Raw genomic sequence first — 25306 nt, 5'->3', positions numbered from 1 at the left:
GGGGCCCCACCCCGCGTCTTGCGTCCGGGTGGGGCCCCGTCATGTCCGGCGGTCGCCGGGGGTGCTCAGCGGCGGGCCGCGGCGGGGCGGCGGCCGGATTCCTCCTCGAGTTCCTCTTCGGGCTCCTCATACGCCTCGGCGTCCTCGGCGTCCTCCGGCTCCTCCGGCTCCTCCGGCTCTTCGGCCTCGTCCGGCTCCCCGGCGGCCTCCGGCTCCTCCTCGTACTCCTCGTCGTACTCCTCGGGCTCGGCGCCTTCGGGCTCCTCCTCGTACTCATCCTCAGCCTCGGCCGCCTCGTCCGGCTCATCGGCGTCTCCCCCGGTCTCCTCGCCCTCGCCGGTCTCGCCGGCCTCACCGGTCTCGTCGGCCTGCTCGCGCTCTTCCTCCTCCACGGCCGTCTCGTGGTCCTGCACCACCTCGCCGTCCCGGATCTCGCCGCGCCAGCCGTCCGTGGCCTCGCCGCGCATCATGATGAACTTCCGGTAGAGCTTCAGATCGAGCCGGGCCCGTCGGCCCTGGGCCCGCCAGATGTTGCCGGTCTTCTCGAAGAGCCCCTTGGGGAAGTACTCGAGAACCAGCAGCACCCGGGTGAGGTTGTCCCCGAGCGGGTGAAAGGTGACGACGCCCTTGACGGTGCCCTTCGCCCCCTCCGTGGTCCAGCTGATCCGCTCGTCGGCCACCTGCTCGGTGACGTTGGCCTTCCAGCTGCGGGTGGACTTGGCGACCTTCACCTTCCAGTTGCTGCTGGTGTCGTCGGCCTTCTCGACGCTGACGACCCCCTTGGCGAAGGTGCTGAACTCCTGGAACTGGGTCCACTGGTTGTACGCCTCGCGGACCGGCACCCCCACGTCGATGTCCTCGACGACCGTCACGCTCTTGGACTTGCCGCCCCCGCTCTTGCCCTTGCCACCCTTGCCGAAGACCCCTTTGACCTTCTCCTTCAGCGAGTCCTTGAGCGAGTCCTTCAGCCGGGACGTACCGGCCTTCATCAGGGCCTGCCCCGGAGACCTGCCCTCGGAGAGGGACTGCGCGCCCTTGGCGAGGCCCGAGCCGAGGCCGGAGATCGCATGGGTCGCCCGTGCCTGGAGATAGTCGCGCAGCTCGTCCTTCAGACGGTCGGTGGCCGGGTTCTTGACGATGTCGTCCTTGAGCTTGCCGAGCGTGTCAGCCATTGCGGCCCCCCGCGGTCCTGGCGGTCTTCTTCGCGGCGGCCTTCTTCGCCGTGGTCTTCTTGGCCGCGGCCTTCTTCGCCGTACCGGAACCGGACGCGGCGGTCTTCTTCGCCGGGCGGGCCGGGGCCTTGGCCGCCGCCTTGCGCGGCGGCCTCGACGGCTTCGGTTTCCGCTTCGGCTCGGGTTCCGCCTCGCCCTCCGGCCCCTCGGCGGGCTCCTCGTCCTCGCCCCGGTCCCGCTCGTCCTCGGCGTCGGCCTTCTCGTCCTCGTCCTCGTCCCCGCCTTCGCCGCGCAGCAGCGCCGTGCGCTCGTGCAGCGAGTCGGCGAGGCCGCTCACCCGGCCGGAGACGGCCTTGGTCGCGGCCTGCCGGGTGGCGTCGACCAGCTCCTTGCGCACCTCCGAGTTGAGGCCGCTCAGCAGCGGCGCCTCGGCGAGGGACTTCTTCAGCTGCTGCGGATCCAGCGTGATCTTCTTACCGGCCAGCAACATGCCCAGCCCGACGGCGAGTTTCGCCTTCTTGGTACGCCCGAGGAGGTAGCCCCCCACGACCGCGACCGCGATCTTGCCATTTGTCATCATCTGTTCGCTCCCGAAGTCGAACGCGGCTTCGATGTGGACGGCCGGGTACCCACATACGAAAGAGCCCCACCCGCCAAAGGCGAATGGGGCTCTTTGCTCCGGGGAGCGTCAGGTCACTTGTTGATCTTGGTGACCTGGCCGGCGCCGACGGTCCGGCCACCCTCACGGATGGCGAACTTCAGGCCCTCCTCCATGGCGACCGGCTGGATCAGCTGGACGGACATCTCGGTGTTGTCGCCCGGCATGACCATCTCGGTGCCCTCGGGGAGGGTCACAACGCCCGTCACGTCCGTGGTACGGAAGTAGAACTGCGGACGGTAGTTGTTGAAGAACGGCGTGTGGCGGCCACCCTCGTCCTTGGACAGGATGTACGCCTGGGCCTCGAACTCGGTGTGCGGGGTGACCGAGCCCGGCTTGATGATGACCTGGCCGCGCTCGACGTCCTCGCGCTTGATGCCGCGGAGCAGCAGACCGACGTTCTCACCGGCCTGGCCCTCGTCGAGCAGCTTGCGGAACATCTCGATACCGGTGACGGTGGTCGAGGTCTTCTCCTGCTTGATGCCGATGATGTCGACGTTCTCGTTGACCTTCAGCACACCGCGCTCGATACGGCCGGTGACGACCGTACCGCGGCCGGTGATGGTGAAGACGTCCTCGATCGGCATCAGGAACGGCTTGTCGACGTCGCGCTCCGGCTGCGGGATCGACTCGTCGACGGCCTTCATCAGGTCGAGGACGGACTTGCCCCACTCGGCGTCGCCCTCGAGCGCCTTGAGCGCCGAGACCTTGACGACCGGGACGTCGTCGCCCGGGAACTCGTACTCGGAGAGCAGCTCACGGACCTCGAGCTCGACGAGCTCCAGGATCTCCTCGTCGTCCACCATGTCGGCCTTGTTCAGGGCGACAACGATGTACGGCACGCCGACCTGGCGGGCCAGGAGCACGTGCTCCTTGGTCTGCGGCATCGGGCCGTCGGTAGCGGCGACCACGAGGATGGCGCCGTCCATCTGCGCCGCACCGGTGATCATGTTCTTGATGTAGTCCGCGTGACCGGGGCAGTCAACATGCGCGTAGTGACGCGACTCGGTCTGGTACTCGACGTGCGCGATGGAGATGGTAATACCGCGCTGGCGCTCCTCAGGAGCCTTGTCGATCTGGTCGAAGGCCGAGGCCTCGTTCAGGTCCGGGTACGCGTCGTGCAGCACCTTGGTGATCGCAGCGGTAAGGGTGGTCTTACCGTGGTCGATGTGACCGATGGTGCCGATGTTGACGTGCGGCTTAGTCCGCTCGAACTTCGCCTTCGCCACTGGGGTCCTCCTGTGGAGTGGTTCTGTACGCATCCACACTTTGCGGATGGGTTCAGGTGGTCTTACCGAACCGGCCAGGACCCCGAGGGGGATGCCCTTCGCCGTATTCGTATGGGGGCCGGCGGCCGGGGCCCGTCATGGAACGCGGTGAACGCGCTCCACAACGGAATACCCCGATGCCTTGTGCTTCCAGCCTAAAGGGTGAGAAATGCGGATGAACCCGCCTTACTCGCCCTTGGCCTTCGCGATGATCTCCTCAGCGACGTTCCGCGGAACCTCGGCGTAGGAGTCGAACTGCATGGAGTAGCTGGCGCGGCCGGACGTCTTGCTGCGCAGGTCGCCCACGTAGCCGAACATCTCCGACAGCGGAACCAGGCCGGTGACCAGCTTGGCGCCGCTCCGGTCCTCCATGGACTGGATCTGCCCGCGACGGGAGTTGATGTCGCCGATCACGTCACCCATGTAGTCCTCGGGCGTCGTGACCTCGACCTTCATCATCGGCTCGAGCAGGGCCGGGCTGGCCTTGCGGGCGGCCTCCTTGAAGGCCATCGAACCGGCGATCTTGAACGCCATCTCGGACGAGTCGACCTCGTGGTAGCCACCGTCGAGCAGGGTGACCTTCACACCGGTCAGCGGGTAGCCCGCGAGCACGCCGAACTCCATGGCCTCCTGGCAGCCCGCGTCCACCGACGGGATGTACTCCCGCGGGATGCGGCCACCGGTGACCTTGTTCTCGAACTCGTAGCCATCGCCCTCGAGCGGCTCCAGCGCGATCTGCACCTTCGCGAACTGGCCGGAACCACCAGTCTGCTTCTTGTGCGTGTAGTCGTACCGCTCGACCGGCTTGCGCAGCGTCTCGCGGTAGGCCACCTGCGGCTTGCCGACGTTGGCCTCGACCTTGAACTCCCGGCGCATGCGGTCGACCAGCACATCGAGGTGCAGCTCGCCCATGCCGGAGATGATCGTCTGGCCGGTCTCCTCGTCGGTCTTGACGCGGAAGGACGGGTCCTCCTCGGCAAGCCGCTGGATCGCGACGGCCAGCTTCTCCTGGTCGCCCTTGGACTTCGGCTCGATGGCCACCTCGATGACCGGGGCCGGGAAGTCCATCGACTCCAGGATCACCGGGTTCGCCGCGTCGGAGAGGGTCTCACCGGTGGTGGTCTGCTTCAGACCCATGACGGCGACGATGTCGCCGGCACCCACCGAGTCGATCTCCTCACGCTTGTTCGCGTGCATCCGGTAGATCTTGCCGATGCGCTCCTTCTTGCCCTTCACGGAGTTCAGCACCTGGGTGCCGGCGTCCATGCGGCCGGAGTACACACGGATGAACGTGAGCTTGCCGAGGTGCGGGTCGCTCGCGATCTTGAACGCCAGGGCCGACAGCGGCTCTTCCTCGGAAGGACGACGCTTGATGACCTCGTCGGGGTCCTTGACCGAGTGGCCCTCGATCGCCTCGATGTCGATCGGCGACGGCAGGTACCGGACGACCGCGTCGAGCAGGGGCTGCACGCCCTTGTTCTTGAACGCGGTGCCGCAGAACACGGGGGTGACGGTGGTGCCGCCGCCCTTGCCGGAGGCGATGGTGATACGGCGGATCGCCGCGTACAGCTGCTCCTCGGTGGGCTCCTCGCCCTCGAGGTACAGCTCCATCATCTCTTCGTCGTTCTCGGCGACGCCCTCGAGCAGCTTGCCGCGCCACTCGTCGGCGGCCTCGGTGTGGGTGTCCGGGATGTCGACGGTGTCGTACATCTCGCCCTTGGTCGCCTCGGCGGACCAGACCAGCGCCTTCATCTGGACGAGGTCGACCACGCCCTTGAAGTCGGCCTCGGTGCCGATCGGCAGCTGCATGACCAGCGGCACCGCGCCGAGGCGGTCCGTGATCATGTCGACGCAGCGGTGGAACTCCGCACCGGTGCGGTCGAGCTTGTTGACGAAGCAGATACGCGGAACGCCGTAGCGGTCCGCCTGACGCCACACCGTCTCGGACTGCGGCTCGACGCCGGCCACGCCGTCGAACACCGTCACGGCACCGTCGAGCACGCGCAGGCTGCGCTCCACCTCAACGGTGAAGTCGACGTGCCCAGGGGTGTCGATGATGTTGATCGTGTGGTCGACGTTCTCGAGCGGCCAGTGACAGGTCGTCGCGGCGGACGTGATGGTGATGCCGCGCTCCTGCTCCTGCTCCATCCAGTCCATGGTGGCGGCGCCATCGTGGACTTCACCGATCTTGTAGCTCACGCCGGTGTAGAAGAGGATCCGCTCGGTGGTGGTCGTCTTGCCCGCGTCGATGTGGGCCATGATCCCAATGTTGCGGACCTTGGCCAGGTCAAGTGAAGTGGTGGCCATATGGCTCAGTCTTCTCTCGGTTCTCGATGGGGTAGCGACTACCAGCGGTAGTGCGCGAAGGCCTTGTTGGACTCGGCCATCTTGTGGGTGTCCTCGCGACGCTTGACGGAGGCGCCCAGACCATTGCTGGCGTCCAGCAGCTCGTTCATCAGGCGCTCGGTCATGGTCTTCTCACGACGGGCGCGGGAGTAGCCCACCAGCCAGCGCAGCGCGAGGGTGGAGGAGCGACCGGGACGGACCTCGACCGGCACCTGGTAGGTGGCGCCACCGACACGGCGGGAGCGGACCTCGAGGGTCGGCTTGACGTTCTCCAGCGCGCGCTTGAGGGTGATGACCGGGTCGTTGCCGGACTTCTCGCGCAGGCCCTCCATGGCGCCGTAGACAATGCGCTCGGCAGTGGAGCGCTTGCCGTTCAGCAGGACCTTGTTGATGAGGGACGTCACCAGAGGAGAGTTGTAGACCGGGTCGATGATGACCGGGCGCTTCGGGGCGGGACCCTTACGAGGCATTCTTACTTCTCCTTCTTGGCGCCGTAGCGGCTGCGAGCCTGCTTGCGGTTCTTGACGCCCTGCGTGTCGAGGGAGCCGCGGATGATCTTGTAACGAACACCCGGCAGGTCCTTCACACGACCGCCACGCACGAGCACGATGGAGTGCTCCTGCAAGTTGTGCCCCTCACCGGGGACGTAGGCGGTGACCTCGATCCCACTGCTCAGCCGGACACGCGCGACCTTGCGGAGCGCCGAGTTCGGCTTCTTCGGCGTCGTGGTGAACACGCGGGTGCATGTACCACGGCGCTGCGGCGACCCCGCGAGGGCGGGGGTCTTGTTCTTCTCGACCTTGTCCTGGCGGCCCTTGCGGACCAGCTGCTGGATCGTAGGCACCGTTTCTCCGGTTTCTGTGTGCCAGTCTCGGTAAAGCTAACCTGGAGTTTCTCCGACCCACGCGGTCGGGTGTGTCGCGCACCGCAGCCCTCTGCGAAAGTCAGAGAGTGCAGATTGTTGGTGTCGACACCTCGGGCCCCCGAGCGGTCTGGAAGCGCGCACAGGAGCCCAGGGACACCCCAGGCACAAGGTCAGAGCGTACCTATAGCATCGGCTCCGGTCAAAACAAATGCACACGCGCTGGACACACCAACCCGGAGCATAGCCGCAGGGCGGCCACCCCCGCCATGGGGTGACCGCCCTGTGAACGTATACCAGCCGTCCGCGGACCTACTGGTTGTACGGACCGTAGTCGTAGTCCTCCAGCGGAACCGCCTGGCCGGAGCCCGTGCCGAAGGGCGAGTAGTCGATGTCGTCGTAGCCGACGGCCGAGTACATCGCGGCCTTCGCCTCCTCGGTCGGCTCGACCCGGATGTTGCGGTAGCGGGACAGGCCCGTACCGGCCGGGATGAGCTTACCGATGATCACGTTCTCCTTGAGGCCGATCAGGGAGTCCGACTTGGCGTTGATCGCCGCGTCGGTGAGCACCCGGGTCGTCTCCTGGAAGGACGCCGCCGACAGCCAGGACTCGGTCGCCAGCGAGGCCTTGGTGATACCCATCAGCTGCGGACGGCCGGAGGCCGGGTGGCCGCCTTCCTGGACCACACGACGGTTCTCACCCTCGAAGCGCGAGCGCTCCACGAGCTCGCCCGGCAGCAGCTCCGCGTCGCCGGACTCGATGATCGTCACACGGCGCAGCATCTGCCGGATGATGATCTCGATGTGCTTGTCGTGGATCGACACACCCTGCGAGTTGTAGACCTTCTGGACCTCGCCCACCAGGTGCACCTGGACGGCGCGCTGGCCGAGGATGCGCAGCACGTCGTGCGGGTTGACGGCACCCACGGTCAGCGGCTGGCCGACCTCGACGTGGTCGCCCTCGCCCACCAGCAGACGGGACCGCTTGGAGACGCCGTAGGCCGTCTCGTCGGAACCGTCGTCCGGGGTGACGACGAGCTTCTTGGTCTTCTCGGTCTCCTCGATCCGGACGCGGCCGGCCGCCTCCGAGATCGGGGCGACGCCCTTGGGCGTACGGGCCTCGAAGAGCTCGACGACACGCGGCAGACCCTGGGTGATGTCGTCACCGGCCACACCACCGGTGTGGAAGGTACGCATCGTCAGCTGGGTGCCGGGCTCACCGATGGACTGGGCGGCGATGATGCCGACCGCCTCGCCGATGTCCACCAACTTGCCGGTCGCCAGCGAGCGGCCGTAGCACATGGCGCAGGTGCCGACGGCGGACTCGCAGGTGAGCACCGAGCGGGTCTTGACCGTCTCCACGTTGTGGCGGACCAGCTCGTCGATGAGCACATCGCCCAGGTCGGTGCCGGCCGGGGCCAGGACCTTCCCGTCCACGACGATGTCCTCGGCGAGGCAGCGCGCGTACACGCTGGTCTCGACGTCCTCCGTCTTGCGGAGCACGCCGTCCGCGCCCGTGGTCGCGATCGCCAGCTTGAGGCCGCGGTCGGTGCCGCAGTCCTCCTCGCGGATGATCACGTCCTGCGAGACGTCCACCAGACGACGGGTCAGGTAACCCGAGTCGGCGGTACGCAGGGCGGTGTCGGCGAGACCCTTACGGGCACCGTGGGTGGAGATGAAGTACTCCAGCACGGAGAGACCCTCACGGAACGACGCCTTGATGGGCCGCGGGATGGTCTCGTTCTTCGCGTTGGACACCAGACCACGCATACCGGCGATCTGACGCATCTGCATCATGTTTCCGCGCGCGCCCGAGTTGACCATCATGAAGATCGGGTTGGTCTTCGGGAAGTTCGCGTTCATCGCCTCGGCGACCTCGTTGGTCGCCTTGGTCCAGATCGCGATCAGCTCCTGGGTGCGCTCGTCCTTGGTGATCAGACCGCGCTCGTACTGCTTCTGGACCTTCTCGTCCTGCGCCTCGTAGCCCTCGATGATGGCCTTCTTGGCCTCGGGCACGACCACGTCGGAGATGGCGACGGTGACACCGGAGCGGGTGGCCCAGTGGAAACCGGCCGCCTTCAGGTTGTCCAGCGTCGCCGCGACGATGACCTTGGGGTAGCGCTCGGCGAGGTCGTTGACGATCTCGGAGAGCTGCTTCTTGCCCACCGAGTAGTCGACGAACGGGTAGTCCTCGGGCAGCAGCTCGTTGAAGAGCGCGCGGCCCAGCGTGGTGCGCAGCCGGAAGCTGTCACCGGGCTGCCAGGCGGGCTCGCCCTCCTCCGGCACCGGCGGGGTCCAGCCGCGGGGCGGGACGGTGCCGATCGGGAAGCGGATGTCGATCTTCGCCTGGAGCGAGAGCTCCCGGGCATCGAACGCCATGATCGCCTCGGCGGTGGAGCCGAAGGAACGGCCCTCACCGACGACCTCGCGCTCCTCCTCATCGGTGGTGAGGAAGAACAGGCCCAGCACCATGTCCTGGGTCGGCATGGTCACCGGACGGCCGTCGGCCGGCTTGAGGATGTTGTTCGAGGACAGCATCAGGATGCGGGCCTCGGCCTGCGCCTCCGCGGACAGCGGCAGGTGCACGGCCATCTGGTCACCGTCGAAGTCCGCGTTGAACGCGGTGCACACGAGCGGGTGAATCTGAATGGCCTTGCCCTCGACCAGCTGCGGCTCGAACGCCTGGATACCGAGGCGGTGCAGGGTGGGCGCACGGTTCAGCAGCACCGGGTGCTCGGCGATGACCTCTTCGAGCACGTCGTACACGACCGTGCGGCCGCGCTCGACCATGCGCTTGGCCGACTTGATGTTCTGCGCGTGGTTCAGGTCCACCAGGCGCTTCATCACGAACGGCTTGAAGAGCTCCAGCGCCATGGCCTTGGGCAGACCGCACTGGTGCAGCTTGAGCTGCGGGCCGACGACGATGACCGAACGGGCCGAGTAGTCGACGCGCTTACCGAGCAGGTTCTGACGGAACCGGCCCTGCTTGCCCTTCAGCATGTCGCTGAGGGACTTCAGCGGACGGTTACCGGGGCCGGTGACCGGACGGCCACGGCGGCCGTTGTCGAAGAGGGCGTCAACAGCCTCCTGAAGCATGCGCTTCTCGTTGTTGACGATGATCTCGGGGGCACCGAGGTCCAGGAGCCTCTTCAGCCGGTTGTTCCGGTTGATCACACGGCGGTACAGGTCGTTCAGGTCGGAGGTCGCGAAGCGGCCACCGTCCAGCTGCACCATCGGACGCAGGTCCGGCGGGATCACCGGGATGCAGTCCAGCACCATGCCGTTGGGGCTGTTCCGGGTCTGGAGGAAGGCGGAGACGACCTTCAGGCGCTTGAGCGCACGGGTCTTCTTCTGGCCCTTGCCGGTCCGGATGATCTCGCGGAGCTTCTCGGCCTCCTCGTCGAGGTCGAAGGACTCCAGGCGCTTCTGGAGCGCCGCGGCGCCCATGCCGCCCATGAAGTACGTGCCGAAGCGGTCACGCAGCTCGCGGTAGAGCAGCTCATCGCCCTCCAGGTCCTGGACCTTGAGGTTCTTGAAGCGGTTCCACACCTCGTCGAGACGGTCGATCTCGCGCTGGGCGCGGTCGCGCAGCTGCTTCATCTCGCGCTCGGCGCCCTCGCGCACCTTGCGGCGCACATCGGCCTTGGCACCCTCGGCCTCGAGCTCGGCGAGATCCGCCTCCAGCTTCTTGGCGCGGGCCTCGAGGTCCGCGTCGCGGCGCTGCTCGATCTGCTGGCGCTCGACGGAGACATGGGCCTCCAGCGAGGGCAGATCGCGCGTGCGGCGCTCCTCGTCCACCCACGTGATCATGTAGGCGGCGAAGTAGATGACCTTCTCGAGGTCCTTCGGGGCGAGGTCGAGCAGGTAGCCCAGACGGCTGGGCACGCCCTTGAAGTACCAGATGTGGGTGACGGGAGCGGCCAGCTCAATGTGGCCCATCCGCTCACGGCGCACCTTGGCGCGGGTGACCTCGACACCGCAGCGCTCACAGATGATGCCCTTGAAGCGGACGCGCTTGTACTTCCCGCAGTAGCACTCCCAGTCCCGGGTCGGACCGAAGATCTTCTCGCAGAAGAGTCCGTCCTTTTCGGGCTTGAGGGTGCGGTAGTTGATGGTCTCCGGCTTCTTGACCTCACCGTGGGACCACTGACGGATGTCGTCAGCAGTGGCGAGGCCGATCCGCAGCTCGTCGAAGAAGTTGACGTCGAGCACTTGTCGTCAATCCCTCTTTCAGGGTCGTGTCTTCGGGTCTGACTGGGGGTCCGGGGAGAGGCCGGGGCTGAGCGTACGTACCGCCCCGGCCAGACCCGTCAGACCTCTTCGACGCTGCTCGGCTCGCGCCGGGACAGGTCGATACCGAGCTCCTCCGCAGCGCGGAAGACGTCCTCGTCGGTGTCGCGCATCTCGATGGACATGCCGTCGGACGACAACACCTCCACGTTGAGGCACAGGGACTGCATCTCCTTGATGAGCACCTTGAAGGACTCGGGGATGCCGGGCTCGGGAATGTTCTCGCCCTTGACGATGGCCTCGTAGACCTTCACGCGGCCGGTCACGTCGTCGGACTTGATGGTCAGCAGCTCCTGGAGGGCGTACGCGGCGCCGTAAGCCTCCAGCGCCCACACCTCCATTTCGCCGAAGCGCTGGCCACCGAACTGAGCCTTACCACCCAGCGGCTGCTGGGTGATCATCGAGTACGGACCGGTGGACCGGGCGTGCAGCTTGTCGTCCACCAGGTGGTGCAGCTTGAGGATGTACATGTAGCCGACCGAGATCGGGTCCGGGAACGGCTCGCCGGAGCGGCCGTCGAACAGCCGGGCCTTACCGGACGACTGGACCAGGCGGTCGCCGTCGCGGTTCGGAATCGTCGAGTCGAAGAGACCGGCGATCTCGTCCTCACGGGCGCCGTCGAAGACCGGGGTCGCGACGTTGGTACCGGGCTGGACCTCGTCCGCGCCGATCGCCTGGAGCCGCTGCATCCACTCCTCGGAGCCCTCGACCTTCCAGCCCCGGGAGGCCAGCCAGCCGAGGTGGATCTCCAGGACCTGCCCCGGGTTCATTCGGGACGGGACACCCAGCGGGTTGAGGATGATGTCGACCGGGGTGCCGTCCTCCAGGAACGGCATGTCCTCGACCGGAAGGATCTTGGAGATGACGCCCTTGTTGCCGTGGCGGCCGGCGAGCTTGTCACCGTCGGTGATCTTGCGCTTCTGCGCCACGTAGACGCGGACCAGCTGGTTCACGCCCGGCGGCAGCTCGTCGCCCTCCTCGCGGTCGAAGACGCGCACGCCGATGACCTTGCCGATCTCGCCGTGCGGCACCTTCAGCGAGGTGTCACGGACCTCACGGGCCTTCTCACCGAAGATCGCGCGCAGCAGGCGCTCCTCCGGGGTCAGCTCGGTCTCACCCTTCGGGGTGACCTTGCCGACCAGGATGTCCCCGGCCACGACCTCGGCGCCGATGCGGATGATGCCGCGCTCGTCGAGGTCGGCCAGGACCTCCTCGGAGACGTTCGGGATGTCCCGGGTGATCTCCTCGGGGCCCAGCTTGGTGTCCCGGGCGTCGACCTCGTGCTCCTCGATGTGGATCGAGGAGAGGACGTCGTCCTGCACCAGACGCTGGCTGAGGATGATCGCGTCCTCGTAGTTGTGGCCCTCCCACGGCATGAACGCCACCAGGAGGTTCTTGCCGAGCGCCATCTCGCCGTCCTCGGTGGACGGGCCGTCGGCCAGCACCTGGCCGGCGATCACCCGCGCGCCCTCGTCCACGACGACCTTCTGGTTGAAGGAGGTGCCCTGGTTGGAGCGGGAGAACTTGGCCACCCGGTAGGTGGTGTAGGTGCCGTCGTCGTTGGCCACCGTCACGTAGTCGGCGGAGACCTCCTGGACGACACCGTCCTTCTCGGCCTTGATGACGTCGCCGGCGTCGACCGCGCAGCGGTACTCCATGCCGGTGCCGACCAGCGGGGACTCCGCCTTGATCAGCGGCACGGCCTGGCGCATCATGTTCGAGCCCATGAGCGCGCGGTTGGCGTCGTCGTGCTCCAGGAACGGGATCATCGCGGTCGCGACCGACACCATCTGGCGCGGCGAGACGTCCATGTAGTCGACGTCGTCGCCGGGGATGTAGTCGACCTCACCGCCACGGCGGCGGACCAGGACGCGGTTCTCGGCGAAGTGCAGATCGTTCGTCAGCGGCGCGTTGGCCTGCGCGATGACGAAGCGGTCCTCCTCGTCGGCCGTCAGGTAGTGCACCTCGTCGGTGACGACACCCTCGACGACCTTGCGGTACGGGGTCTCGATGAAACCGAACGCGTTGACCCGGCCGTACGAGGCGAGCGAGCCGATCAGACCGATGTTCGGGCCTTCGGGCGTCTCGATCGGGCACATGCGGCCGTAGTGCGAGGGGTGCACGTCACGGACCTCGAAGCCCGCCCGCTCACGGGACAGACCACCGGGGCCGAGCGCGTTCAGACGGCGCTTGTGGGTCAGACCCGACAGCGGGTTCGTCTGGTCCATGAACTGCGACAGCTGGCTGGTGCCGAAGAACTCCTTGATGGAGGCGACGACCGGCCGGATGTTGATCAGGGTCTGCGGCGTGATCGCCTCGACGTCCTGAGTGGTCATGCGCTCGCGGACGACGCGCTCCATACGCGCCAGACCCGTGCGGACCTGGTTCTGGATCAGCTCGCCGACGTTACGGATGCGGCGGTTGCCGAAGTGGTCGATGTCGTCGGTCTCGACGACCACGGACTGGCCGTTGTCCCCGACGGTCTCGGTCTCACCGGCGTGCAGCTTCACCAGGTACTTGATCGAGGCGATGATGTCCTCGACCGTCAGCACGCCCGCGTCCAGCGGAGCGGCCGCGCCCAGCTTCTTGTTGACCTTGTAGCGGCCGACCTTCGCCAGGTCGTAGCGCTTCGGGTTGAAGTAGAGGTTCTCCAGCAGCGTCTGCGCGGCCTCCCGCGTGGGGGGCTCGCCCGGGCGCAGCTTGCGGTAGATGTCGAGCAGCGCGTCGTCCTGGCCCTGGGTGTGGTCCTTCTCCAGGGTGGCGCGCATGGACTCGTACTCGCCGAACTCCTCGAGGATCTGCTCGGTGGTCCAGCCGAGCGCCTTCAGGAGGACGGTGACGGACTGCTTGCGCTTGCGGTCGATGCGGACACCGACCATGTCGCGCTTGTCGATCTCCATCTCCAGCCAGGCACCACGGGAGGGGATGACCTTGACCGAGAAGATGTCCTTGTCGGACGTCTTGTCGATGGAGGAGTCGAAGTAGACACCCGGCGAGCGGACCAGCTGCGAGACGACGACACGCTCGGTGCCGTTGATGCAGAAGGTGCCCTTGTCGGTCATGAGCGGGAAGTCGCCCATGAAGACCGTCTGGGACTTGATCTCACCGGTCTCATTGTTGGTGAACTCGGCCGTGACGAAGAGCGGAGCGGCGTAGGTGAAGTCACGCTCCTTGCACTCGTCGATCGAGTTCTTCGGCGGCTCGAAACGATGATCACGGAAGGTCAGGGACATCGACCCGGAGAAGTCCTCGATCGGGGAGATCTCCTCGAAGATCTCTTCCAGACCGGACTTGGTGGGGACGTCCTGACCGCTGTCCAGCGCAGCCTCGACGCGAGCCTTCCACGCGGCATTGCCGAGCAGCCAATCGAAGCTCTCGGTCTGCAGCGCGAGGAGGTTCGGAACCTCGAGAGGCTCCTTGATCTTCGCAAAGGAGATGCGCAGCGGGGCGGTGCTGGCGCCATTGTTCGTATTGGCAGTCGAGGCGTTGCGCGAGGCGGCCAAGAGGGGGTCCTTCCGAGGGCTCGGACTCACTACGCGCGTACCGGTCCCACCGAGAGCCCATGGATGAAATCCCTGGTCAGGGCCTTTTCATCAGTAGTGCTCGAAGGTGGGTATGCCCCTGGTGACGGGCAGGGAGCAGCTAACAGGCAGCGCAAAGGGTCAGTGTAGCCACTTGGCACACTGATGTCCAGCGCCGAGTTTCTGAGACCGGCAGTGCCAATCTCTCCCTCCGGTGAGGGGCGCGCCCCTCGTTGTCTTCTCACGCCCTGTCGGCAGCCCGCGCTGTCGATGCGCATATCGATACTGCCCGCTTCGCCGACGATCCATGCCTCGGACTTTCGGATCGGTGTGACGTCGCGTCCTGAGAATTGCGCGCTGCGTGCCGTTCGTCAAGGCCCCCCACTCCGGCGAGATCGTCACAGGGCGTGGCGACGGGCAACGAAGATCACCCTACCTCCACAAGCCCATAAGGCAATGTAACCGTCACGGGAACGCCGAAGGGCGACCACCCGAACGGGTGATCGCCCCTGGCGTGGAACCGGGCCGCGCCGCCGGACGTCCTACGGGCGTGTGGCGGCGGGCCGCGAGGTCATCCGACCTCGAGGGGTCACTTGACCTCGACGGAGGCGCCGGCGCCCTTGAGGGACTCGGCGGCCTTGTCGGCCTGCTCCTTGTTGACCTTCTCGAGGACCGGCTTCGGGGTGCCGTCGACGAGGTCCTTGGCCTCCTTCAGACCCAGGGAGGTCAGCTCACGCACGACCTTGATGACCTGGATCTTCTTGTCGCCGGCGCCGGTGAGGATGACGTCGAACTCGTCCTTCTCCTCCTCGGCCGGGGCAGCGGCGCCCGGGGCACCCGGGGCGGCGGCGACCACGGCGGCCGGGGCGGCGGCGGTGACGTCGAACTTCTCCTCGAAGGCCTTCACGAACTCGGAGAGCTCGATGAGGGTCATTTCCTCGAACTGCGCGAGCAGGTCGTCCTGGCTGAGCTTCGCCATGGTGGCGGTCCTTCCACTAATTCGGCAGGTGGTGCCGGATGTACATGTCGGCGGGCTTCCGGGCCCGCTGCGACCGGGGCCTGATTACTCGGCGGCCTCGGCCTCGGCGGGAGCCGGGGTGTCGGCACCGCCCTGCTCGGCCTGCTTCTGCCGGAGCGCCTCGGCGGTCCGGACGAACTTCGACAGCGGGGCCTGGAAGAGCGCGGCAGCCTGGGACTGCTTGGCCTTCATCGCACCCGCCAGCTTGGCGAGCAGCACCTCACGGGACTCGAGGTCCGCGAGCTTCTTGATCTCGTCGGCGGACAGCGCCTTGCCGTCAAGGACACCGCCCTTGATCACGAGAGCGGGGTTGTCCTTGGCGAAGTCACGGAGACCCTTCGCCGCCTCGACCGGGTCACCGGTCACGAAGGCGACGGCCGACGAACCCGCGAACAGGTCGTCGAGCTGGTTGATCCCGGCCTCGTTGGCCGCGATCTTGGTCAGCGTGTTCTTCACCACACGGTACTGAGCGTTCTCACCGAGCGAACGGCGCAGCTCCTTCAGCTGCGCGACGGTGAGACCGGTGTACGCGGTTACGAGCGCCGCGTTGGAGTTGCGGAACTTCTCCCGCATCTCGTCGACGGCTGCGACCTTGTCAGGACTCGCCATGAGCCTCGGCCTCCTTCCGGGTGATGAGGACCGCTTCGGTCTGAAGGAAGGAGACTGAGACAACGCGAAAACGCCCCGGCGCAGGCGCTCGGGGCGTAACTCGACCGACACGGACCCACGGCCCGTTCGGGAGTGCAACCTCGGTCACCTACGCAGGTCGCCCGCAGCTAAGCGGATCCTTCAGCCACCGGATCCCTTGCGGGACACGGCGACAACCAGCGGTCTTTGGCTTCGTTGAGAGATTACGCGAACGGGCCGCGGCCAGGCAAATCGGCTCTACTGCTGAAGCATGTCCTGGAAGTCCACGGTGTCCGAGGAGGACGGCTCGGTGACCGTCACGCTGGTGCCGTAGTCCGAGTAGAAGACCGTGGAGTCGTAGGCGCCGCTGCTGCTCTGCGCCTGCTCACGCTTCTTGACCAGCAGGTTCTCCTCGTCCACCCACAGGTCGATGGTCTCGGTGTCCATACCGGAGGTCTCCAGCTGCTTCTGGAGGGCGTCCAGGTCGGACTGGCTGAGCTCCTTGGACTGCATCTTGGCGATCTCGGAGACCTTGACCGTGCCCGTGTAGTGGGTGGCCTTGACGCCCTTCACGTCCTCGCTGCCCACGCTCTTGACCTTGCCCGTGGCGAGCAGCAGCTCCACCGAGCGCGAGGGGTTGTTGTTCTGCATCTGGTCCTTCAGGAAGGCGCCCGAGGGGCCCGCCTTCTGGGCCAGCACGTCGTAGTCGTACTTCACCCAGTGCTTGCCGCCGCCCGCCTGCGCGGCGAACTCGTCGCCCATGTTCAGGAACATGGCGTCCGGGGTGTACTTGGCGTCCATCGGCTTGCCCGCGATCGGGGAGGAGGCGATGGCGCCACCGTTCTGAGTGATGGACATGTTGGCCCGGATGCCGTCGGCCCAGTCCATGTCGCCGGACATCTGCGAGTTCTGCTCGCCCATCTTGGTGGTGCCCTCGACCTTGGCCGAGTTCTTCTTGTCCGTCTGCTGCGAGGCGAGCTTGAGCGCCGCCAGCGGGCTCATCGCGGACTGCCCGGACTTGTCGCCGCCGGTCTTGTCGCCGGCCTTGTCATCGCCGGACTTCTCGCTCCCGCACGCGGTGAGGCCGACCATCAGAACAAGGCTTCCAGCGGCTATCGCCCATCGCGCACCGACATGAGTACCGCGCACGGCTCCCCCTAGTTTTTATTTCTCTTTTACGTCTGCGGAGTGACTCTAGCGGAGGGGGCCGACAACGGAAGACGCCGGGCCCCCGCACCTTCGACGCGGTGCGGGGGCCCGGCGGTTGCACACCGTGGTGCGCTGGTCAGGGGCTGCCTCAGATGGCGTCTTCCTCGACCAGCAGGTTGCGGGTGCGGTTGGCGTCCAGCGGGATGCCGGGGCCCATCGTGGTGGTCAGGGTCGCCTTCTTGATGTAGCGGCCCTTGGCGGCGGACGGCTTGAGACGGTTGATCTCCTCGAGCGCCGCGGCGTAGTTCTCCACCAGCTTCGTCTCGTCGAACGAGAGCTTGCCGATGATGAAGTGCAGGTTCGAGTGCTTGTCGACGCGGAACTCGATCTTGCCGCCCTTGATGTCCGTGACGGCCTTGGCCACGTCCGGGGTGACGGTGCCGGTCTTCGGGTTCGGCATCAGACCACGCGGACCGAGCACCCGGCCGAGGCGGCCGACCTTGCCCATGAGGTCCGGGGTGGCGACGACGGCGTCGAAGTCCAGGCGGCCCTTGGACACCTCGTCGATGAGCTCGTCGGAGCCGACGATGTCGGCGCCCGCGGCCTCCGCGGCCGCAGCACGGTCACCGGTCGCGAAGACCAGGACCCGGGCGGTCTTACCGGTGCCGTGCGGCAGGTTCACGGTGCCACGGACCATCTGGTCGGCCTTGCGCGGGTCGACGCCCAGGCGCATGGCGACCTCGACGGTCGCGTCGAACTTGGTGGTGGAGGTGTCCTTCGCCAGCCGGACGGCCTCGAGCGGGGCGTATGCGCGCTCCCGGTCGATCTTGGCGTCCGCAGCGCGGAGGGTCTTGCTGCGCTTGCTCACTCTTGCTCCTGATGTCTGTGGAGTTCGTGGTCCGGGCCAGCGCTTGGCCCTGCCACAGGTGGCCGCGGGGGCTGTCGGCCCTCGCGCGTGGAGTGTCAGCCCTCGACCGTGATGCCCATGGAGCGGGCGGTGCCGGCGATGATCTTCTCGGCGGCGTCCAGGTCGTTGGCGTTCAGGTCGGGCATCTTGGTGGTGGCGATCTCACGCACCTGGTCGCGGGTGATCTTGGCGACCTTGGTCTTGTGCGGCTCGCCGGAGCCCTTCTCCACGCCCGCGGCCTTGAGGATCAGCTTGGCGGCCGGCGGGGTCTTGGTCACGAAGGTGAAGGAGCGGTCCTCGTAGACCGTGATCTCCACCGGCACGACCATGCCGCGCTGCGACTCGGTCGCGGCGTTGTAGGCCTTGCAGAACTCCATGATGTTGACGCCGTGCTGACCCAGCGCGGGGCCGACCGGCGGGGCCGGGTTCGCGGCGCCGGCCTGGATCTGGAGCTTGATCAGCCCCGTGACCTTCTTCTTCTTGGGAGGCATGCTCTCTCCGGGTCCTAGTGAGAGGGTGTTCGCCTCCGAACCGGATCATCCGGATGGAGGCATACCGCACAACGATAACGGGTATAGCTGTGCGCCTTAAAACCGAGCAGGTCAGACCGGCCGCGAAAGCCCGTCTGACCTGTCGGAAGTTCTCGTGAAGAGACTCAGTTCTGGAAAGACTCAGTTCTTCTGGATCTGGTCGAAGCTCAGCTCGACCGGGGTCTCCCGGCCGAAGATCTCGACCAGGCCCTTGACCTTCTTCGAGTCGGCGTTGATCTCGTTGATCGTCGCCTGGAGGGTCGCGAACGGGCCGTCGGTGACCGTGACCGAGTCGCCCACCTCGAAGTCCAGCACCTGGACCTCGACCTTGCGGCTCGGCGCCGGCACACCGCTCTCCTCGGCGGCGGCCTTGGCGGCCTTCTCCTCGGCCTCCGGGGCGAGCATCTTGACGATCTCGTCCAGGGTCAGCGGGTACGGGTCGTAGGCGTTGCCCACGAAGCCGGTGACGCCCGGGGTGTTGCGGACGACGCCCCACGACTCGTTCGTCAGGTCCATGCGGACGAGCACATAGCCGGGCAGCTTGTTCTGCCGGACGTTCTTGCGCTCACCGTTCTTGATCTGGACGATCTCTTCCTCGGGGACCTCGGCCTGGTAGATGAAGTCCTCGACGTTCAGCGAGACGGCACGCTGCTCCAGGTTGGCCTTCACGCGCTTCTCGTAGCCCGCGTAGGTGTGGATCACGTACCACTCGCCGGGCAGCCCGCGCAGCTCCTCACGGAGCGCCTCGACCGGGTCGACCTCGGCCTCGGTCTCGACCGCGTCGTCCGCCTGGGCCGTCTCGGTCTCGAGGGCGTCCTCGTCCTCGATGTGCAGCGCGTCCTCCTCGGCGGGAACGCCCGCCGCGGCGTCGGCCGCTTCAGCCTGGTCGGAGTCCGCCGCCTCGACGATGTCGAGCTCGTCCTCACGGGACTCGACGGGCTCGGCGGCGTCGTTCAGGTTCGGGTCAGACACTGTGGCTGCTTCTTCCTGGCTTCAATGGGGGTGGAACGTGCGAAAGAGGCGACGCCGGGACGGCGGTCGCCTTTCGCGAGGGTCTCAGCCAAAGACGTACTTGATGGCGTTGTTGAACCCATAGTCAATCACGGTCACGATGCCAATCATGATGACGACGAATACGATCACCACGCTGGTGTACGTGGACAGCTGGCTGCGCGTGGGCCAGACGACTTTCCGCAGCTCGGCGATGATCTGGCGGTAGAAGAGCGCGAGCCGGCCGAAAGGCCCCTTCTTCGCGCGCTTGCCACCACGACGACCCCGCTTGGTCGTCTCCTCATCCTCGGGACGACCGCTCTCAGGCGTCGCGGTGGAGCCCAGGGCTTCCGTCACTCGTCCTCACCTGAATCCGGGTCGTGGCCGTGCCGCGTCCGGCCCGGCCGCACAGCGGTGCTTGTCCTTGCGTACGCATGCACGCACCCTCATCACAGTGCGTGTAGCAGGGCCGGAGGGACTTGAACCCCCAACCGCTGGTTTTGGAGACCAGTGCTCTACCAATTGAGCTACGACCCTTTGCGGCACTCCCAACCTACCGCATACACCCGGCTGCACGGAGTGTGCGGTCGGATCCGGCTGTTGATCGGCCAACGACGAGTGAGTGTACGTGCTTGACGGCCGGGCGTCGAACGAGAAGCGCGCGAAGCCTGGAGCAAACCCGTGTGCCACCCATTTCGCCCGTCTGCGACGATGCATCTATGACCGCTGCTACTCCCCCAGTACAGTCCCCGACCGACCGGCGGGTATCGGCCCGGATCGGCTCGATCTCCGAGTCCGCGACCCTCGCCGTCGACGCCAAGGCCAAGGCCCTCAAGGCCGCGGGCCGTCCGGTGATCGGCTTCGGCGCCGGTGAGCCCGACTTCGCCACGCCCGACTACATCGTCGAGGCCGCCGCCGCGGCCTGCCGCGACCCGAAGTATCACCGCTACACCCCGGCCGGCGGCCTCCCCGAGCTCAAGGCCGCGATCGCCGCGAAGACGCTGCGTGACAGCGGGTACGAGGTCGAGGCGACCCAGATCCTGGTGACCAACGGCGGCAAGCAGGCGATCTACGAGGCGTTCGCCGCGATCCTGGACCCGGGCGACGAGGTCATCGTCCCCGCGCCCTACTGGACCACCTACCCGGAGTCGATCCGGCTGGCCGGCGGTGTCCCGGTGGAGGTCGTCGCCGACGAGACGACCGGCTACCGCGTCTCCGTCGAGCAGCTGGAGGCGGCCCGCACCAAGAACACCAAGGTGCTGCTCTTCGTCTCCCCCTCGAACCCCACCGGCGCGGTCTACAGCCGTGAGCAGATCGAGGAGATCGGCCGCTGGGCGGCCGACAACGGGCTGTGGGTGCTGACCGACGAGATCTACGAGCACCTGGTCTACGGCGACGCCGAGTTCCACTCGCTGCCCGTCGTGGTGCCCGAGCTGCGCGACAAGTGCGTCGTGGTCAACGGTGTCGCCAAGACGTACGCGATGACCGGCTGGCGGGTGGGCTGGGTCATCGGCCCCAAGGACGTCATCAAGGCCGCGACCAACCTCCAGTCGCACGCCACCTCGAATGTGAGCAATGTCGCTCAGGTCGCCGCGCTGACCGCCGTCTCGGGCGACCTCGACGCCGTGGCCGCGATGCGCGAGGCGTTCGACCGCCGCCGCCGCACCATCGTGCGGATGCTGAACGAGATCGACGGCGTCGAGTGCCCGGAGCCGGAGGGCGCCTTCTACGCCTACCCCTCGGTCAAGGGGCTGCTCGGCAAGGAGATCCGCGGCAAGCGGCCGCGGACCACCGTCGAGCTGGCCGAGCTCATCCTGGAGGAGGCCGAGGTCGCGGTGGTTCCGGGTGAGGCGTTCGGCACCCCGGGCTATCTGCGGCTGTCCTACGCGCTGGGCGACGAGGACCTCGTCGAGGGCATCTCCCGGCTGCAGAAGCTGCTGGGCGAGGCGGCCGCGTAAGGCGCCGGCTTCAGGCGCCGGCGTCCGTACGGACGATCCGTACGGACGGCAGGAACGGGCCGGAGTCCGCGGGGGCGGATTCCGGCCCGTTCGCGTGCGCGCGCCTCCTCGTTCGGGGAAAGCGGTACCGGCGCGTCCGGACGTGCGGCAGTATCTGCAGATGGCACGCGATGTACACCTGCTCCCCAAAGCGCATCTGCATCTCCACTTCACCGGCTCCATGCGCCCCGCAACCCTCCTCGAACTCGCCGACAAGTACGGCGTCCATCTCCCCGAGGCACTGAGCGGCGGTGAGCCGCCGAAGCTGCGCGCCACCGATGAGCGCGGCTGGTTCCGCTTCCAGCGGCTGTACGACATCGCACGCTCCTGTCTCCGGGAGGCCGACGACATCCGGCGGCTGGTGCGCGAGGCGGCCCAGGAGGACGTGCGGGACGGGGCCCAGTGGCTGGAGATCCAGGTCGACCCCACCTCGTACGCCCCGCGCCTGGGCGGGCTGATCCCGGCCATGGAAGTCATCCTGGACGCGGTCGAGAGCGCCTCCGCGGACACCGGTCTTGGGATCAGGGTCCTGGTCGCCGCCAACCGTATGAAGCATCCGCTGGAGGCCCGCACCCTGGCCCGGCTCGCGGTGCGCTACGCGGACCGCGGCGTGGTCGGCTTCGGCCTCTCCAACGACGAACGGCGCGGCTTCGCCCGCGACTTCGACCGGGCCTTCGCCATCGCCCGGGAGGGCGGGCTGCTGGCGGCGCCGCACGGCGGCGAGCTGTCGGGCCCCGGCAGCGTGCGGGACTGCCTGGACGACCTCGGCGCGGCCCGGGTCGGCCACGGGGTGCGCGCGGCGGAGGACCCGCGGCTGCTCGCCAAGCTCGCCGAGCGCCAGGTGACCTGCGAGGTGTGCCCGTCGTCGAACGTGGCGCTCGGGGTCTACGAGAAGCCGGAGGACGTCCCGCTGCGCACGCTGTACGACGCGGGGGTGCCGATGGCGCTCGGGGCGGACGACCCGCTGCTCTTCGGCTCACGGCTGGCGGCGCAGTACGAGCTGGTGCGCGAGCACCACGGCTTCACCGACGCCGAACTGGCCGAGCTGGCGCGTCAGTCGGTGCGCGGCTCGGCCGCGCCGGAGGAGGTCAGGACGCGGATGCTGGCGGATATCGACGACTGGCTGGCGGGCCCGGACTACTCACGTGAGTAGTCCGTGCGCAACCTACTCACGTGAGTAGGTTGGCTGGATCAGATGCTCACGCCGACCGTCACCGGCTCGTTGACCAGCCGGATCCCGAACGCCTCCTCGACCCCGGCCACCACCTCGCGGGCCAGCGCCAGCAGATCCTCGGTCGTGGCCTGACCCCGGTTGGTGAGGGCGAGCGTGTGCTTGGTGGAGATCCGGGCCGGGCCCGTGCCGTAGCCCTTGGTGAAGCCCGCCCTGTCGATCAGCCAGGCCGCGGAGGTCTTGATCAGGCCGTCGCCCGCCGGGAAGGCGGGCGGCGCGGTGTCCGGGCCCAGGCGTTCGGCGACGCGGGCCAGGAAGGCGGCGTGGGCGTCCTGGTCGAGCACCGGGTTGGTGAAGAACGACCCCGCGGACCAGGTGTCGTGGTCCCCGGGGTCGAGCACCATGCCCTTGCCCGCGCGCAGCCCCAGGACGGTCTCGCGGGCGACGGCGGCCGGTACCCGGTCCCCCACCTCGACGCCGAGCACCCGCGCGGTCTCGGCGTACCGGACGGGCGCGGAGAGCCCGTCCGCGTCCTCCAGCTCGAAGCGGACCCGGAGCACCACATGGCGGTCGGGGTCGGCCTTGAAGCGGCTGTGGCGGTAGGAGAAGGCGCAGTCGGCGTTCGGGATCGTGACGACCTCGTCGGCGCGGCGGTCGTAGGCGATCACCTCGGTGATCGTGGCGGAGACCTCCTGGCCGTAGGCGCCGACGTTCTGTATCGGCGTCGCGCCCGCGGAGCCGGGGATTCCGGCGAGGCATTCGATGCCCGCGAGCCCCGCCTGGACCGTACGGGCCACGGCGGCCGACCAGTTCTCGCCCGCGGCGAGCTCCAGGCGGGTGCCGTCGAGCGTGAAGCCGCTGGTGGCGATGTGCAGGGCGGTGCCGTCGAAGCCCTTGTCTGCGATGACCAGATTGCTGCCGCCACCGATCACCAGCAGCGGGGTCCCGGCCGCGTCGGCCGCGCGGACCGCGGCGATGACCTCGTCGTCGGTCGTGGCCGTGAGCAGCCGGTTGGCCGGGCCGCCGAGACGGAAGGTGGTGAGGGGCGCGAGAGGGGCGTCGTGGAGTTCCTGCACGCGCTCAAGAGTACGGGGGCGCCCCCTGGGCTCCTCGAGGCGGCCGCCCCCGGTGTGGGGAATCCGGGGGCCGGCGGGCCTGCGGGCCTGCGGGCCGTAAGTGGCTCGGACGGGCCGCACGCGCTCCGGCGTGCTCTCATCCGCCCGGGGGCCGCATCGGGCGCGGTCGGGGGCTCAGACGAGCCGTACCACGGCGCGGGCCCGGCCCAGCACCTTCTGGCCGCCGCTGGTCGCCGTAATGTCGAGGCGCACCGTACGGGCCTCGTCGTCCAGCTTGGCGGTCACCTTGGCGCCGATCTCGATGACCGCGCCCTTGTCGTCGTTGGGGACCACGACCGGCCGGGTGAAGCGGACGCCGTACTCGACGAGGGCGCCGGGGTCGCCGGCCCACTCGGTCACCACCCGGGCCGCCTGGGCCATGGTGTAGGCGCCGTGCGCGATGACGTCGGGGAGGCCGACCTCTCTGGCGAACTTCTCGTTCCAGTGGATCGGGTTGAAGTCGCCCGACGCGCCCGCGTAGCGCACGAGGTCGGCGCGGTTCACCCGGAACTCGCGCGTCGGCACCTCGGTGCCGACCTCCACGGCGTCATACGAGATCTTGGCCGTCATCTGCTCTCCTCCACCTCTGCGTCAGCGGCGCGGGCCACCAGCGTCGTGAACGACGTCGCTACATGATCACCCGCCTCGTCGTGGACCTCGCCGCGGACGGACAGGATGTCGTTGCCGGCCAGCGACTTGATCGAGTCGATGATCGAGGTGACCCTCAGACGGTCCCCCGCGCGGACCGGGCGGGTGTACTCGAACTGCTGGTCGCCGTGGACCACCCGGCTGTAGTCCAGTCCCAGCTGCGGGTCCTCGACAACCTGCTTCCCGGCCGCCTTGAAGGTGATCGTGAAGATGAACGTCGGCGGGGCGATCACATCGGGGTAGCCGAGGTCCCGGGCCGCCTCGGGGTCGGTGTAGACCGGATTGGTGTCACCGAGCGACTCGGCGAATTCCCGGATCTTCTCCCGGCCGACCTCGTAGGCGGCGGTGGGCGGGTAGGTCCGCCCCACGAAGGACTGGTCGAGCGCCATCGGCGCACACCTCCTGCGATTGAATTACCAACGAAACGAGGCCGCCCCCCGCGAGTGGGGGCGGCCTCGAATGAGAGTTTATTGCTATCGCGTCTCGCGGTGCGCGGTGTGCGCGTTGCAACGCGGGCAGTGCTTCTTGATCTCAAGACGATCCGGGTCGTTGCGCCGGTTCTTCTTGGTGATGTAGTTCCGCTCCTTGCACTCCACGCAGGCCAGCGTGATCTTCGGGCGGACGTCGGTGGCAGCCACGTGAGTGCTCCTTGACGAACGGACATAGGGGGTTAACGCAGAAAGAGTAGCCGATCGAAGGACCGACCCCACAATCGGCTACTGTCAGTAGCGGTGACCGGACTTGAACCGGTGACACAGCGATTATGAGCCGCTTGCTCTACCGACTGAGCTACACCGCTGCGATGCGAGTGACTGCCCGCTCAACCAGCGTAGCGGAACGGGAAGCCTCACACATCAGAGCCCCAATACGGAATCGAACCGTAGACCTTCTCCTTACCATGGAGACGCTCTGCCGACTGAGCTATTGGGGCGAGCGATGAAGACATTACACGGTCGGCCGCCGAAGGTGAAATCCGTATCGGCCCCTCGTCACGCTGGACTCATGCACCACACCGGTACGACTATTCGGCTCCTCCA

Annotated in this window: 21 protein-coding genes and 3 tRNA genes; 2 read left to right on the top strand and 22 right to left on the bottom strand. The window is 67.4% G+C overall.

All coding sequences use genetic code 11. The features are described from left to right. Positions 1-65 precede the first annotated feature (65 nt). The 16 genes from KHP12_RS29775 to KHP12_RS29700 all read right to left on the bottom strand — a co-directional run bounded on the left by KHP12_RS29775 (position 66) and on the right by KHP12_RS29700 (position 19875). Positions 66-1172, bottom strand: a complete 1107-nt coding sequence (locus KHP12_RS29775; protein WP_211833918.1) for an SRPBCC family protein — start codon at positions 1170-1172, stop codon at positions 66-68. Continuing rightward, positions 1165-1752 carry a hypothetical protein gene (locus tag KHP12_RS29770; protein WP_086880016.1) on the bottom strand — a complete coding sequence of 196 codons (588 nt, stop codon included), beginning with the start codon at positions 1750-1752 and terminating at the stop codon, positions 1165-1167. Before KHP12_RS29770 ends, KHP12_RS29775 begins: the two co-directional genes overlap by 8 nt. 113 nt (positions 1753-1865) lie before the next feature. After that, complete coding sequence (tuf, locus tag KHP12_RS29765) at positions 1866-3059, bottom strand: elongation factor Tu (RefSeq protein ID WP_037952879.1); 1194 nt, start codon at positions 3057-3059, stop codon at positions 1866-1868. A gap of 225 nt (positions 3060-3284) precedes the next feature. Then, entirely contained in the window at positions 3285-5405 is a 2121-nt protein-coding gene (fusA, locus tag KHP12_RS29760) for an elongation factor G (RefSeq protein ID WP_037952877.1), read from the bottom strand. A 38-nt stretch (positions 5406-5443) separates the two neighbouring features. Then, positions 5444-5914 carry a 30S ribosomal protein S7 gene (gene rpsG, locus KHP12_RS29755; protein WP_014178748.1) on the bottom strand — a complete coding sequence of 157 codons (471 nt, stop codon included), beginning with the start codon at positions 5912-5914 and terminating at the stop codon, positions 5444-5446. Between the two features lie 2 nt (positions 5915-5916). Next, positions 5917-6288: a 30S ribosomal protein S12 gene (gene rpsL / locus KHP12_RS29750; RefSeq protein WP_014054153.1), complete on the bottom strand. Its 372-nt coding sequence runs from the start codon at positions 6286-6288 to the stop codon at positions 5917-5919. 330 nt (positions 6289-6618) lie between these two features. Then, on the bottom strand, positions 6619-10518 hold the full coding sequence (locus KHP12_RS29745; protein WP_086880015.1) for a DNA-directed RNA polymerase subunit beta': 3900 nt from the start codon (positions 10516-10518) through the stop codon (positions 6619-6621). 98 nt (positions 10519-10616) lie between these two features. Next, positions 10617-14099 carry a DNA-directed RNA polymerase subunit beta gene (gene rpoB, locus KHP12_RS29740; protein WP_086880014.1) on the bottom strand — a complete coding sequence of 1161 codons (3483 nt, stop codon included), beginning with the start codon at positions 14097-14099 and terminating at the stop codon, positions 10617-10619. 607 nt (positions 14100-14706) lie between these two features. Then, entirely contained in the window at positions 14707-15096 is a 390-nt protein-coding gene (rplL, locus tag KHP12_RS29735; protein ID WP_037952872.1) for a 50S ribosomal protein L7/L12, read from the bottom strand. A gap of 84 nt (positions 15097-15180) precedes the next feature. Then, the gene (gene rplJ / locus KHP12_RS29730; protein WP_037952871.1) at positions 15181-15744 is read right to left on the bottom strand and encodes a 50S ribosomal protein L10; all 564 of its coding nucleotides are present in this window, start codon (positions 15742-15744) and stop codon (positions 15181-15183) included. 276 nt (positions 15745-16020) lie between these two features. Continuing rightward, on the bottom strand, positions 16021-16911 hold the full coding sequence (locus KHP12_RS29725; RefSeq protein WP_472911737.1) for an SCO4651 family lipoprotein: 891 nt from the start codon (positions 16909-16911) through the stop codon (positions 16021-16023). 148 nt (positions 16912-17059) lie between these two features. Further along, complete coding sequence (rplA, locus tag KHP12_RS29720; RefSeq protein ID WP_037952865.1) at positions 17060-17779, bottom strand: 50S ribosomal protein L1; 720 nt, start codon at positions 17777-17779, stop codon at positions 17060-17062. A 95-nt stretch (positions 17780-17874) separates the two neighbouring features. After that, a complete protein-coding gene (gene rplK / locus KHP12_RS29715; protein ID WP_020869305.1) occupies positions 17875-18309 on the bottom strand; it encodes a 50S ribosomal protein L11 in 435 nt (144 codons plus the stop codon). Between the two features lie 180 nt (positions 18310-18489). Then, positions 18490-19320, bottom strand: a complete 831-nt coding sequence (nusG, locus tag KHP12_RS29710; RefSeq protein WP_086880011.1) for a transcription termination/antitermination protein NusG — start codon at positions 19318-19320, stop codon at positions 18490-18492. Between the two features lie 84 nt (positions 19321-19404). Continuing rightward, positions 19405-19695: a preprotein translocase subunit SecE gene (gene secE / locus KHP12_RS29705; protein WP_037952862.1), complete on the bottom strand. Its 291-nt coding sequence runs from the start codon at positions 19693-19695 to the stop codon at positions 19405-19407. 107 nt (positions 19696-19802) lie between these two features. After that, positions 19803-19875 (bottom strand) — tRNA-Trp (locus KHP12_RS29700). A gap of 182 nt (positions 19876-20057) precedes the next feature. Between KHP12_RS29700 and KHP12_RS29695 the strand changes: the two genes are divergently transcribed. Beyond that, a complete protein-coding gene (locus KHP12_RS29695; protein ID WP_086880010.1) occupies positions 20058-21296 on the top strand; it encodes a pyridoxal phosphate-dependent aminotransferase in 1239 nt (412 codons plus the stop codon). Between the two features lie 160 nt (positions 21297-21456). Further along, the gene (locus tag KHP12_RS29690) at positions 21457-22488 is read left to right on the top strand and encodes an adenosine deaminase (RefSeq protein ID WP_086880032.1); all 1032 of its coding nucleotides are present in this window, start codon (positions 21457-21459) and stop codon (positions 22486-22488) included. 38 nt (positions 22489-22526) lie between these two features. Here the strand turns inward: KHP12_RS29690 and KHP12_RS29685 are convergent, their stop codons facing one another. The 6 genes from KHP12_RS29685 to KHP12_RS29660 form a co-directional block, all read right to left on the bottom strand. Further along, a complete protein-coding gene (locus KHP12_RS29685; protein ID WP_086880009.1) occupies positions 22527-23582 on the bottom strand; it encodes a UDP-N-acetylmuramate dehydrogenase in 1056 nt (351 codons plus the stop codon). 174 nt (positions 23583-23756) lie between these two features. Next, a complete protein-coding gene (locus KHP12_RS29680) occupies positions 23757-24191 on the bottom strand; it encodes a MaoC family dehydratase (protein WP_086880008.1) in 435 nt (144 codons plus the stop codon). Continuing rightward, on the bottom strand, positions 24188-24658 hold the full coding sequence (locus KHP12_RS29675; RefSeq protein WP_086880007.1) for a MaoC family dehydratase N-terminal domain-containing protein: 471 nt from the start codon (positions 24656-24658) through the stop codon (positions 24188-24190). The genes KHP12_RS29680 and KHP12_RS29675 overlap by 4 nt, the downstream gene beginning before the upstream one ends. 84 nt (positions 24659-24742) lie before the next feature. Further along, on the bottom strand, positions 24743-24907 hold the full coding sequence (gene rpmG, locus KHP12_RS29670) for a 50S ribosomal protein L33 (protein WP_009715907.1): 165 nt from the start codon (positions 24905-24907) through the stop codon (positions 24743-24745). 88 nt (positions 24908-24995) lie between these two features. After that, positions 24996-25068, bottom strand: a tRNA-Met gene (locus KHP12_RS29665). 59 nt (positions 25069-25127) lie between these two features. Further along, positions 25128-25200 (bottom strand) — tRNA-Thr (locus KHP12_RS29660). Positions 25201-25306: the final 106 nt, after the last annotated feature.

The sequence above is a fragment of the Streptomyces asiaticus genome (assembly GCF_018138715.1).
Taxonomy (GTDB): Bacteria; Actinomycetota; Actinomycetes; order Streptomycetales; family Streptomycetaceae; genus Streptomyces; species Streptomyces asiaticus.
The sequence above is the reverse complement of the archived record's forward strand: the minus strand, read 5'-3'. Positions and strand labels throughout refer to the sequence as shown.